At 32.9% G+C, this 13476-nt stretch carries 11 protein-coding genes; 7 read left to right on the top strand and 4 right to left on the bottom strand.

Translation table 11 applies throughout. The annotated features are described in order from the left end of the window. The first annotated feature begins 2 nt into the window (after window positions 1-2). From BM053_RS04425 to BM053_RS04400, 6 genes are all read left to right on the top strand, one after another. Entirely contained in the window at window positions 3-515 is a 513-nt protein-coding gene (locus BM053_RS04425; protein WP_091474446.1) for a hypothetical protein, read from the top strand. Between the two features lie 18 nt (window positions 516-533). Continuing rightward, window positions 534-1352, top strand: coding sequence for an N-acetylmuramic acid 6-phosphate etherase (murQ, locus tag BM053_RS04420; RefSeq protein WP_091474444.1), 819 nt, complete (start codon window positions 534-536; stop codon window positions 1350-1352). A gap of 221 nt (window positions 1353-1573) precedes the next feature. Next, window positions 1574-1801 (top strand): DUF6095 family protein, encoded by a 228-nt coding sequence (locus tag BM053_RS04415; protein ID WP_091474442.1) that lies wholly within the window; start codon window positions 1574-1576, stop codon window positions 1799-1801. Further along, complete coding sequence (locus tag BM053_RS04410; protein WP_091474440.1) at window positions 1788-2369, top strand: DUF1572 family protein; 582 nt, start codon at window positions 1788-1790, stop codon at window positions 2367-2369. Before BM053_RS04415 ends, BM053_RS04410 begins: the two co-directional genes overlap by 14 nt. 85 nt (window positions 2370-2454) lie before the next feature. Next, window positions 2455-2826, top strand: coding sequence for a DNA topoisomerase IV (locus BM053_RS04405; RefSeq protein ID WP_091474438.1), 372 nt, complete (start codon window positions 2455-2457; stop codon window positions 2824-2826). A gap of 38 nt (window positions 2827-2864) precedes the next feature. Beyond that, window positions 2865-3725, top strand: a complete 861-nt coding sequence (locus tag BM053_RS04400) for a TerC family protein (RefSeq protein ID WP_091474436.1) — start codon at window positions 2865-2867, stop codon at window positions 3723-3725. 209 nt (window positions 3726-3934) lie between these two features. Here BM053_RS04400 and BM053_RS04395 read toward each other — a convergent pair whose 3' ends face one another. Further along, window positions 3935-6670, bottom strand: a complete 2736-nt coding sequence (locus BM053_RS04395) for a DNA gyrase/topoisomerase IV subunit A (RefSeq protein WP_091474434.1) — start codon at window positions 6668-6670, stop codon at window positions 3935-3937. A gap of 42 nt (window positions 6671-6712) precedes the next feature. Next, window positions 6713-8569, bottom strand: a complete 1857-nt coding sequence (locus BM053_RS04390) for a DNA topoisomerase IV subunit B (protein ID WP_091474431.1) — start codon at window positions 8567-8569, stop codon at window positions 6713-6715. 219 nt (window positions 8570-8788) lie between these two features. Between BM053_RS04390 and BM053_RS04385 the strand changes: the two genes are divergently transcribed. Further along, window positions 8789-11536 (top strand): TonB-dependent receptor, encoded by a 2748-nt coding sequence (locus BM053_RS04385; protein WP_091474429.1) that lies wholly within the window; start codon window positions 8789-8791, stop codon window positions 11534-11536. 50 nt (window positions 11537-11586) lie between these two features. Here BM053_RS04385 and BM053_RS04380 read toward each other — a convergent pair whose 3' ends face one another. Beyond that, window positions 11587-12267, bottom strand: coding sequence for a TIGR02117 family protein (locus tag BM053_RS04380; RefSeq protein ID WP_091474427.1), 681 nt, complete (start codon window positions 12265-12267; stop codon window positions 11587-11589). Between the two features lie 87 nt (window positions 12268-12354). Next, window positions 12355-13449: a redox-regulated ATPase YchF gene (gene ychF / locus BM053_RS04375; protein ID WP_091474425.1), complete on the bottom strand. Its 1095-nt coding sequence runs from the start codon at window positions 13447-13449 to the stop codon at window positions 12355-12357. Between the last annotated feature and the right edge of the window lie 27 nt (window positions 13450-13476).

Below are 13476 nucleotides of genomic sequence, written 5' to 3'. Positions count from 1 at the left end.
AAATGAAAAAAAAATCTAAAATGAAAAATAAATCTAAAATACTGCTGCTTTTTTTGATTTTGATGAATAACATTTCTTGTGGAATTCGTAATCATATACATGGTGGAGAAAGTTTTCAAAAAAACACATCATTTGCTATTATGAATGATGAAGACAAAATAGGAACAACAACAAAATTAAGTACTTTTTTGAAAGAGAAAGGATTTAATGTTGTACCTATTAAAAATGCTACAGATGCTATTAAAAATAGAACTCCCCTTAAAGGAAGTAATGTAAATAAAGATATTGAGAATATTTTTTCTATTGCTGACATAAACTCTGTTTATGGCATAGAATTATTTTATGAATCATATGGAGACATCTTTACAAGTTCATATAAGTATTTTGGATATAAAATAATTAATCTTAATACTGGTCAAGAAGTAATGACTGGTTACAATCAGGATCAAATTAATAATACTATGAAACAAGTTTTGAAGAAATTATCTGAAGAAATATATAAAAAAGTTATCTAATTTTAAAGATTCAAATTAATGACCTTCACAAAAACCACCGAACAATCTTCAAAATACGAACATTTAGAAAAAATGTCTATCAATGAATTATTATCTAACATTAATAATGAAGATAAAACTGTTCCATTTGCCGTCGAAAAAGCGGTACCACAAATAGAAAAATTAGTTGCTGAAATCGTTGCAAAAATGAAACTCGGCGGGCGATTATTTTATATTGGAGCCGGAACTTCTGGAAGATTAGGCATTGTAGATGCTTCGGAATGTCCACCAACTTTTGGTGTCCCGTTCGATTTAGTAAACGGAATTATTGCTGGTGGAGACAAAGCCATTCGCAGAGCAGTCGAAAATGCCGAAGACGACACGACTCAAGCTTGGATAGATTTATGTGAATTTAATATTAATGAAAACGACGTCGTTATTGGGATTGCAGCTTCTGGCACAACTCCTTATGTGATTTCTGGATTAGAAAAATGCAACGAAAATAACATCATTACTGGTTGTATTACTTGTAACGAAGGAAGTCCGTTGTCGCAAACTGCAAAATTTCCTATTGAAGTCGTTGTAGGTCCGGAATTTGTAACTGGAAGTTCTCGTATGAAAGCAGGAACGGCTCAGAAACTAGTCTTGAATATGATTTCGACAGCAACGATGATTCAGCTCGGAAAAGTAAAAGGTAACAAAATGGTCGATATGCAATTGAGCAATGACAAACTTGTAGATCGTGGCGTAAAAATGATTATCGAAGAAATTAATGTGAGTTACGAAGAAGCTTCGGAATTATTGAAAAAATACGGAAGTGTGAGAAATGCCGTAGATAATTTTCATTTAAATAAATAGAATATAGACAATCAAATTTGACTATTCGTGACTTGTGTCAAGTCTTTTTTCTTGCCACAGATTTCACGGATTCACACAGATTTTGTAGGCATTTAAAAGGAATCTGTGGAAATCTTTTTAATCTGTGGCAAATTTTATAGTTTTGGTACTAGTCATATAATTAATTTTTTGTCCGTTTTATGAAAATCCTAAATCAAAATTATTAAATCATAAATTACTATATGTCAACAAATAAAGAAGTATTATTTAAAGGAATAAAATATATAGCATGGGCTTTGCCTTTGTACTTTATGGGTCCATCAATTATATACAATGCTTTTATAAATAAAGAAAATAATTGGCATTATTTGGTTTTAGCAATTGGGATGACGGCTTGTTTTTTTGCTATATTTTTAACTTTTAGAGGATTAAAAACCATAATGCAAAGCTTATTCGATGGAAACAAATAATATTTATCTAGAAAGTGTAAAAAAGCAAATGCTTTATTATAAAACAATTGCTGAAAAAGCAATGGAACAATTAGAACCAGAGCAATTATTTGTTTCGGTAAATGAAGATACAAATTCGATAGCGACCATTGTAAATCATCTTTCAGGAAATATGCTTTCTCGTTGGACGAATTTCTTAACCACAGATGGTGAAAAAAAATGGCGAGAACGTGATGCTGAATTTGATTCCCATTTTGATGGAAATGACAAAAAAACTATTATAGAAATTTGGGAGAAAGGTTGGGATTGTTTTTTTAATGCGATTAATGATTTACAACCAGAACAATTATCACAAATCATTTATATAAGAAACGAAGGTCAAACGGCAATGGACGCTATTAACAGACAATTGGCACATTATCCTTATCATATTGGACAAATTGTTTTTTATGCCAAAATGCTCAAAAAAAGTGACTGGAATAGTTTGTCGATTCCTAAAAACAAATCGAAGGATTATAATGTCGATAAGTTTTCGAAAGAAAAAAGTATCAAGCATTTTACTGATGATGAATTGAATAAACTAAAATAGCCCAGATTGTAACGAAAATCCTTTTGTTTTTTTCTTTAAAAAACAAAAGATTGTAGTGTAAAGCTGGAAATAGCTCCTAAAAAATATGAAAAAATTATTGATACTTCCTTTACTCCTATTATTAGCTTCTTGTTACAACCAGGAACGAAATTGTAAGGATTTTAAAACCGGGAAATTTACATTTACACAAGTGATTGATAGTGTCCAAAAAACATCGACTTTCGAGAGGTCTGAAAACCTGCAAATAGAGACTTTTGAAGGCAAAACCGATACCGCATCGGTGCGTTGGGTAAACGATTGCGAGTGTGTTTTGCAAAAATTAAACCCTAAGAATATGCAAGAAAAGAAATCTATTTCGATGAGAATCGTTACTACTAAAAAAAATACTTATACTTTTGAATATTCTTATGTAGGAGAAGCAAAAAAAGAAAAAGGAACTGTAACAAAAATTGATTAACTCCGTATAAACTTTAAACACTAAATACTTACTATAAAATGATGGAATTATTAACAAACCCAGATGCTTGGATTGCCTTATTAACACTAACTTTTCTTGAAATTATTCTCGGAATAGACAACATTGTATTCTTGTCTATCGTTTCTGGAAAACTAAAAGAGGAAGACCAACCAAAAGCTCGCAGAATTGGACTTTTGTTAGCTATGGCTTTTAGAATCGTATTGCTTTTCGGAATTACTTGGGTTTTAGGATTACAGCAAACATTGTTTTCGATAGATTTAGGAATTTTTTCGGCACATGTTACGGGTCAGAGTTTGATTATTTTTGGTGGTGGTTTGTTTTTATTATACAAATCGGTTTCTGAAATTCACCACAAAATGGAAGGCGAAGAAGATTCGGAAAAAGGAAAAGCTGGAAATACTTTGTCGGCTGCAATTATTCAAATTGCATTGTTAAACTTGGTTTTCTCTTTCGATAGTATTCTTACAGCAATTGGATTAATAAGTATGAAATCGCCCGCAGAAGGCGGTTTTGGTTACGACGGAGCACTTGCTATTATGATATTAGCCATTATAATTTCGGTAATTATTATGATGATTTTTGCTGGTCCGGTAAGTAAATTTGTAAATGAACATCCTACAATACAAATTCTTGGATTGTCATTTTTAATACTTATTGGAGTAATGTTACTGGCAGAAGGTTCGCACTTAGCGCATTTCCGTTTTGGTAATGATGTAGAAGTAGGAACTATACCAAAAGGTTATTTGTACTTCTCGATTTTCTTCTCATTATTCGTCGAATTCTTGAATTTACGAATGAAGAAAAGCAAAAATCCTGTCAAATTACACAACAGTACTATTGTAGATAAAGATTTAGAAGATACTAATGTTACGAATTAATTTGTAGCGAAACGCTCGGGAATACTTGTAAACCATGTTCCTGCTGTTGTTTCAATCTAACAAAAAATCCCAATTATAAAACTATAATTGGGATTTTTTTGTTAGGATTTCCACTGCCATCAGGGCTAAAGAGAAAATTAAATTTTGTATTTGTTAATTATACCTGAAAGGTTTCAAAAACCTGTCAGGTATTTTTATTCTAAATATATTTAATCTAAACTTAACGTTATTTGTCCGTCATCATCTAATTCGGTTTGAATATCTTCAGAAACATTTTCATCATCTGAAACTTCTAATTCTTCAGGAACAACTTCGACTGGTTCATCGTAAGGTAAAGATTCTAAAAGATTCACTTGCTTTAGCTTGTCAGTTGTTAATTGATTTCCAATGGCTTTTATTCCTTTTATTCCTATAAATTGTTCTAAATCTATCGTTTGATTTTCTTTCTGAACACCTTTTACTTTATTAAAAATAATTTCGGCAACAGGACGCCAATCGGTCGAAACAATTTCTAATTGAGACTTTTCGTGTTCCGTAATAAAAATTTCTTCTTTATTTTCGTTTTCAACTAAGAAACGTTTGATATAATAGCGTTCTTTTTCGCCATCGTAATAAATCGCCGAAACAGGTTTTTTAGGATGCCATTTTTCCAACACAACCATATCTTCATCAAAATGCGTGGTTAATTCTGGAATAATAGTTTTCAGTTTCCCTGATTGATTGATGATTAACAAACGATCATTCGGTCGAAATTCTCCTAACAATTCTCCTCTTCCATCTACATTCAATTTCTGAACAGTATCATCAAACCAAACTTTTCTTGGTCGTAAAGTAGATATTCCTTTTTCTTTTAATTCAATTTTCTTAATCGGATATTTAGAAACCGTATTTCCTTTGCTCACACGACCTTTTATGGCAATTTCAGCAAAATCTAAATCCCATTTCAGCTTCTTAATACTTCCTACTTGACGCAACAAAATAGTGACAACCTCAGCTTCTCCATTTGGATTATGAGAGAAATATAAAACCTGCGAACCACTGGTTCCGTTGGTTAAATCGTACATTTTATCACGAGTAACTCCCGAAACATTGAAACGTTTTATAAACGAAGAACCATTTTTTCCGTCACGGTAAATCATGTTGTAAATCGTGCGTTTGTCGCTTTTGTCGAAAATTGCAATATGAATAATGTCTTTACCAATAAATTTCTTTTCATCGACCTTTGTTACCATCATATTTCCATCACGAAGGAAAACAATAACGTCATCAATATCAGAACAATCGGCAACATATTCGTCTTTTTTGAGTCCAGTTCCTACAAAACCTTCTTCCTTATTTACATACAATTTTGTGTTACGTAAAGCTACTTTTGTTGCTTCAATTGTATCGAAACTTCTCAGTTCTGTTTGGCGCTCACGACCTTTTCCGTATTTATCTTTTAATTTGGTAAAATAATCAATAGCAAAATCGATTAGATTCTCTAAATGGTGTTTTACTTGTTCGATATCACCTTCTAAAGCTTCTATTTTATCTTGCGCTTTGTTACTGTCAAATTTAGAAATACGCATAATTCGTATGTCTAACAATCGAAGAATATCTTCTTCGGTAACGGCACGTTTCAGGTTTTTTGTAAATGGTTTTAATCCATCGTCAACTGCTTTTATAACATCTTCACGAGTAGTTTTGTCCTCAATATCACGGTATATTTTATTTTCGATAAAAATACGTTCTAACGAAAGGAAATGCCATTGCTCTTCGAGTTCACTTAACTGAATTTCGAGTTCACTTTTTAGCAATTGAACCGTTCTGTTAGTCGAAATTTTCAACATATCAGAAACACCAATAAATAATGGTTTGTTGTCTTCAATAACACAACCTAAAGGTGCAACCGACGTTTCGCAAGCTGTAAATGCAAACAAAGCATCGATGGTTTTATCTGGAGAAACACCAGGAAAAAGATGAATTAATATCTCAACTTCTGCAGCTGTATTGTCTTCTATTTTTTTGATTTTGATTTTCCCTTTTTCATTGGCTTTCAAAATACTATCAATTAATGTTGATGTATTTGTCGAAAACGGAATTTGGGTAATGACTAATGTTTGCTTGTCTAATTGAGAAATTTTGGCACGAACACGAACTCGTCCGCCACGAAGACCATCATTATAATTGGAAACATCGGCAATACCAGCCGTTTGAAAATCTGGATAAATGGTAAATGGTTTTCCTTTCAGAATTTTTATCGAAGCATCAATTAATTCATTAAAATTGTGTGGCAAAACTTTTGTTGAAAGTCCAACGGCAATTCCTTCTGCCCCTGAAGCCAATAACAACGGAAATTTAACAGGCAAATTATTTGGTTCGGCACGACGACCATCGTAAGAAACACCCCAATCGGTAATTTTTGGAGAATACAAAACTTCCAAAGCAAATTTAGACAAACGTGCTTCGATATAACGAGAAGCTGCAGCGCTATCTCCTGTTAAGATATTCCCCCAGTTTCCTTGACAATCAATCAGTAATTCTCGTTGACCAATTTGTACCATTGCATCACCAATACTCGCATCTCCGTGAGGATGATACTGCATCGTGTGACCTACAACATTGGCAACTTTGTTATAACGACCATCATCTAACTCTTTAAGTGAGTGCATAATACGACGCTGAACTGGTTTGAAACCATCTTCAATCGCAGGAACGGCACGCTCTAGAATTACGTAGGAAGCGTAGTCCAAAAACCAATCTTTGTACATTCCTGTAACTTTGGTAATGGTATCTTCCGGATTTTCGTCGTTTTCGTAAAAATGCTGACCTTCAAAGTGTTTTGCATCTACTTCGATAATTTCATCAGCGTCATTTTCTTCTTGATTTTCATCAATAGAATGGTCTTCCGATTGGTTATCGTCTTCTGAATTTGGGTTTATGTTATCTTCTTCTTCGTCTTTCATTTATGCTGAATTATTTCAGTATCTTTTCCGTTAACTTAATATTTAATTTGCTTCAACAACATCTAACTCAACTTTCAGATTATTGATAATAAATGTTTGTCTATCCGGTGTGTTTTTACCCATATAAAACTCCAATAATTTTTCAATCGATGTGGCTTTATCTAACATAACAGGATCTAGACGAATGGTTTCTCCTATAAAATTCTTGAATTCATCGGGCGAAATCTCTCCTAATCCTTTAAATCGAGTAATTTCTGGTTTTGGCTTCAGTTTTTCGATGGCATCTCTTCGCTCTTGCTCGGAATAACAGTAAATGGTTTCTTTCTTGTTACGCACACGAAATAATGGAGTTTGAAGGATATATAAATGTCCTTCTTTGATCATTTCTGGGAAAAATTGCAAGAAAAAAGTAATTAACAACAAACGAATGTGCATTCCGTCGACATCGGCATCGGTAGCAATTACGATATTGTTGTAACGCAAATCTTCCATACTTTCTTCAATATCTAATGCGGCTTGAAGCAAGTTGAATTCTTCGTTTTCGTAGACAATCTTTTTAGACATTCCGTAGGAATTCAAAGGCTTACCACGTAAACTAAACACCGCTTGCGTGTTTACATCACGTGATTTAGTAATCGAACCAGAAGCTGAATCTCCCTCTGTAATAAAAAGCGTACTTTCTAAACTTCTAGGATTTTTAGCATCAGTCAAATGCACTCTACAATCACGCAACTTTTTGTTGTGCAAACTAGATTTTTTGGCTCTGTCTTTGGCTAATTTTCTTATTCCAGAAAGCTCTTTACGTTCTCTTTCTGCTTGTAGAATTTTACGTAAAAGTAAATCGGCTGTTTCAGGATTTTTATGTAAAAAATTGTCTAATTTGGTTTTAATAAAATCATTTACAAATGTTCTCACCGAAGGTAAATTAGGTCCCATATCGGTAGATCCTAATTTGGTTTTGGTTTGACTTTCGAAAACTGGTTCTTCAACCCGAACTACAATCGCAGAAACTATCGATTTACGAATATCTGATGCTTCGAAAGGTTTGTTGTAAAACTCTTTGATAGTTTTTACAATCGATTCTCTAAAAGCACCTAAATGCGTTCCTCCTTGTGTGGTATTTTGTCCGTTTACGAACGAGTAATATTCTTCCGAATATTGTGTTTTGCTATGCGTTATCGCTACTTCGATATCATCACCAAGAAGGTGAATAATCGGGTAAACCATGTCTTCTTCGGCAATGGTTTCTTCTAATAAATCTTTTAATCCATTATCTGAAAAATATTTTTCGCCGTTGTAAATTATCGTGAGTCCTGTGTTTAGATAACAATAATTTTTGAGCATTTTGATAATATACTCATTTCGATATTTATAGTTTTTAAAAATAGCTTCATCGGCAACAAACGAAACTTTTGTTCCTTTACGCTTCGTGCTTTCTATAATATCTTCTTCGAGAGTTAGATTTCCTGCAGAAAACTCGGCAGCTTTTTGCTGGTTGTCACGAACAGATTCTACACGAAAATAATGAGAAAGTGCATTTACAGCCTTTGTTCCTACTCCATTTAAACCTACTGATTTTTTAAATGCTTTAGAGTCGTACTTTCCTCCAGTGTTCATTTTAGAAACTACATCGATAACTTTTCCTAATGGAATACCACGTCCGTAATCACGAACGGTAACCAACTTCTCTTTCATAGTCACTTCGATGGTTTTTCCGGCACCCATCACAAACTCATCGATACAGTTATCGAGAACTTCCTTGAGAAGAATATAGATACCATCGTCTGGCGAAGAACCGTCGCCTAGCTTCCCAATGTACATTCCCGGACGCAAACGAATGTGTTCTTTCCAGTCGAGTGAACGTATATTGTCCTCATTATATTGATCTTGCTCTTGCATAAAGAAATCTTGGAATTTTTGCTAATGTAAGATTTCTAATGAAAAAATAAAATAGCTTTTACAGAAAGTTATCAAAAGAGTTGTTATCATTTATTTTGATATAAAATTCTTCGAATTAATAAATTATTAACAATGATTACCTGATAATATTATTGGATTTGATATTTTTTAATACAAAAAATTCATAATTTAGCAGAAACCAATAACAAACACACAATTATGAAAAAACAACTTTTATTTACCTTACTTTTATTAGGATTATCCTTTTTAGGATATTCGCAGAAGAAAATTTCGGGGCAAATTAATAACCCGAATGGACAACCTTTAACAGGAGTAAATATTCTTGAAAAAGGTACAAATAACGGAGCTTCAACTGATTTCGAAGGAAAATTCTCAATCACTGTACAAAGTAGTGAATCTAAATTAATTGTAAGTTCTTTAGGATTTAAAACTATCGAAATAAAAGCTTCTGAAAATATATCAATAAATCTTGAGGAAGAAGGCTTTGGACTAGAAGAAGTAAATATTCAAGCAGTAGGCTCTAGAAATTCTAAGAGAACTGTTGTAAATTCTGCTGTTCCTGTTGATATTATTAATGTAAAAGATGTAACAACACAAAGCGGAAAAATTGAAATTAATGAATTACTACAATATGTTGCACCATCATTTAATGCCAATAAACAATCTGGTTCAGATGGTGCCGATCACGTAGATCCAGCTTCACTTAGAGGAATGGGACCAGATCAAACGTTAGTATTAATTAACGGAAAAAGAAGACACCAATCTTCATTAATAAATCTTTTTGGAACTCGAGGAAGAGGAAATACAGGGACCGATTTGAACGCAATTCCTGCTTCAGCGATAAAAAGAATTGAAATTCTTAGAGATGGAGCCGCAGCACAATATGGTTCTGATGCCATTTCAGGGGTAATAAATATCGTTTTAAACGATAACGTAAATGAACTTACTGGAGCTGTAACTTACGGAGCATATAATACCGATGCAAGAGGTAATTTTCCTACTGGAACTGCAAACACTCCTGGGTTTAGATTAGATAAAAATGGAAATGGAAATTCTTTTGGCAAAGACAAAAACTTTGATGGTAACTCTACGAAAGTTGCTGCCAATTATGGAGTAAAAATAGGTCAGAAAGGTGGTTATGCAAATTTTACAACCGAATTCTTAAACAAAGAAAAAACTTTGCGTCCTGGATTCGATTTTAGAAAAGGGTTTGGTGAAGCTGAAATTTTTAGTGCCAATTTTATGGCTAATTTAGCTATTCCAATTACTGATAAAATAGAGTTTTACGCTTTTGGCGGCAGAAATTATAGAGATACCGATGCTTATGCATTTACTAGAAACGATGGCGAAAGAGTTGTAGAATCTATATATCCTGGCGGATTTACACCACGAATTACTTCAAATATTATAGATAATTCAATCGCTGCAGGTTTTAGAAAAAATACAAGCAGTGGTTGGAAAATAGATTTGAGTAATACTTATGGTAAAAATATTTTCGACTATACAATAAAAGGAACATTAAACGCTTCATTAGAAGGTGCATCACCAAGAGAATTTAGAGCTGGTGGTCATAGTTTAAGTCAAAACACTACAAATCTTGATTTTTCAAAAAATTATGATTCTGTTTTAAGTGGTATGAATTTAGCTTTTGGAGCAGAGTTCCGTTCAGAAACATTTAAGATTTTTTCTGGAGAAGAAGGATCATATGCAACTTATGATGTAAATGGATCACCAGTTAATGCAAACACTAATCCAGCAGATATCGTTTATTGGTTAGATGAATTTGGAAATCCTAATTTGGATGATGATGGAAACCCTATTCCAAGACCTGGAGGTTCTCAAGGGTTTCCTGGTTATAGCCAAAAAAATGTGGTTGACAAAGGAAGAACAAACTTATCCGCTTATGCTGATGCTGAATTTGATATTACTGAAAAATTCTTAGTTAGTACTGCGGTACGTTTCGAAAATTACAGTGATTTTGGTAGTACTGTCAATGGAAAATTAGCTTCAAGATATAAGATTACAGATAATATAAACATTAGAGGTTCTGTAAGTACTGGATTTAGAGCGCCATCGTTAGCTCAAATTTACTACAATACTAGTTTTACAAATTTTAGTAGTTCTGGAGCAACAGAAGTTTTACTTTCTGCTAATGACAGCCCAGTTACAAAAGCTTTTGGTATTGGAAAACTAAATGAAGAAAAAGCAGTAAATGCATCTCTAGGGCTTACTTTATCTAAAGGAAGTTTTACAGCAACTGTAGACGGTTACATGATAAATGTAAAAGACAGAATCGTATTAACAGGATATTTTGATGCAACATCTTTAGGATTAAATGTCGATTCAGCACAGTTTTTTACCAATGGTGTAGATACTAAAACTAAAGGTTTAGATATGGTTGTATCTTGGAAAAAAACAATAGGTAATTCTAAATTCGGGGCTACTGCTGTTGGAAACATAAATGACATGGAGATTTCTAATGTTAAAAACAGAGATTTAGATAGTCAGACCTTCTTTGGAGAGCGTGACAAAGCCTTCTTATTAGCTTCTGCTCCATCAAACAAATTTGCATTAAACTTAAATTATGGTTATAAATTTCTTGATGCTGGTTTAGCATTTACAAGATTTAGTGAAGTTAAATTATTAGATTATCAAGTTTATGAAGATCTTGAAGATTATAGAACAGATCCATCAGAAACTTCAGCTCAATTGTTTGACAACCAAATAAAAGCAGCAACCGATACTTACGGAGCTAAAATTGTAACCGATTTAACTTTAGGTTTCAAATTATCTAAAGCTCTTAAATTAAGCTTAGGGGCTAACAATTTACTAAATATTTATCCCGACCAACAAGACGACTGGGTTGAAGCAGGAGGATATTGGGATTCAGTTCAAATGGGATTTAGTGGTGCTTACTACTATGCTAGACTTGGATTTAAATTCTAATCTATTTTTTGAAATAAAACAAAAATGCCGTTCACAAGACGGCATTTTTTTTATCGATAATGGCAAAAAATTCCACCATCATAAGGTGTCCAAAATGCGGCTTTTTGGTTTGATGTTTTTAGTGCTTCATTTGTCCAAGTATTACAAGTTTTAAATAAACTATAACTTCCTTTTGCTTCATAAAAAGCATCATTATTAGCATAACCGCGACCTGAAATACATTGCAAGTTTTTATTAGAATCTCTCTGAAAACTATCATTAATAAAAATGATTAATTTTTGGTAATTTTCTTTAGATATTAAAATTCTCTTACAGCTTCCGTTTTCAGAAACCGATCTGTAAAATGTAGTATGTATTGCTGAAGTACTTAATCCAGTTGCAGCATAAAATGCCGTACTCATTTTCAAGTCTGACCATTGTGGTGTATTTAAGTAAAAACCTTTGTCTCCCCAACCTATTGCAACATAATTCATTACTGAATCTTTAGATTTTGTTTGATTGAACTTAATTTCTTGACTCCAATCTTTTATTTCGTTTTTTATAGGAACAATAATGTCTGTATGAACTCCATTGGTTTTAATAAAAATTTCGATTTCTTCATTTTGAATAACATCATCATTAACAGTAATCTTTGATAATCCGAAAACGGAAAATGAATATATTAAAATAAGAATTACAAATGCTAGAATGATTTCGAAAAATATTTTTAGAGATTGTTTGAGGCTTTTCATAATTTATTTTTGAATATTCAATTCAAATATCAAGCCAAAAAAAGCCCGTATTTTCATACGAGCTTTTTTTATTTTTTAATAATTTTATTATACGTTGAAACGGAAATGCATCACATCACCATCTTTTACGATATATTCTTTACCTTCTACTTTAAATTTTCCTGCTTCTTTTGCTTTGGCTTCGGTTCCGTAATGAATGTAGTCCTCGTATGAAATGACTTCGGCGCGGATAAATCCTTTTTCAAAATCAGTGTGAATAACTCCTGCGGCTTGTGGTGCTGTTGCTCCAACATTGATTGTCCAAGCACGTACTTCTTTTACACCCGCGGTAAAGTAAGTTTGTTGATTTAATAATTTGTAAGCTGCACGAATAAGTACCGATGCACCTGGTTCTTGCAAGCCCATATCTTCTAAGAACATTTTGCGTTCTTCGTAAGTTTCAAGTTCAGTAATATCGGCTTCGGTTCCTACTGCTAAAACGATAACTTCTGCGTTTTCATCTTTTACTAACTCACGAACTTGGTCTACATATTTGTTTCCTGTTGCTGCTGAATCTTCATCAACATTACAAACATATAATACTGGTTTTGAAGTTATTAATTGAAAACTCTCGAATAATTCTTCTTCTTCATAACCTTTTGGCTCGACTGTTCTTGCAGATTTTGCTTGTAGTAATGTTTCACGAATTCTATTTAGTAATCCTTCTTCTAATTGCGCTTCTTTGTTTCCAGTTTTTGCTGCACGTTTTACTTTTTCTAAACGTTTTTCGACAGTTTCTAAGTCTTTTAATTGCAACTCGATATCAATCGTTTCTTTGTCACGAATTGGGTTTACATTTCCGTCTACGTGAATAATATTATCATTATCGAAACAACGCAAAACGTGAATAATTGCGTTACATTCTCTTATATTTCCTAGAAATTGATTACCCAAACCTTCTCCTTTACTTGCTCCTTTTACGAGTCCTGCAATATCAACAATATCAACAGTTGCCATTTGTACTCGTTCTGGTTTTACCAATTCTTCGAGTTTTTCGATTCTTGGATCAGGAACGTTTACAACACCAATATTTGGTTCGATAGTACAAAACGGAAAGTTGGCACTTTGTGCTTTTGCGTTTGATAAACAATTAAATAAAGTCGATTTTCCTACATTTGGTAATCCTACAATTCCTGCTTTCATTATGCTTTTGTTTTATAAAGTGTGCAA

Origin of the sequence: Flavobacterium swingsii (assembly GCF_900111965.1) — a bacterium.
Classification (GTDB): Bacteria; Bacteroidota; Bacteroidia; order Flavobacteriales; family Flavobacteriaceae; genus Flavobacterium; species Flavobacterium swingsii.
Note: the sequence above shows the minus strand (reverse complement) of the source record. Positions and strands in the feature narration are given on the sequence as shown.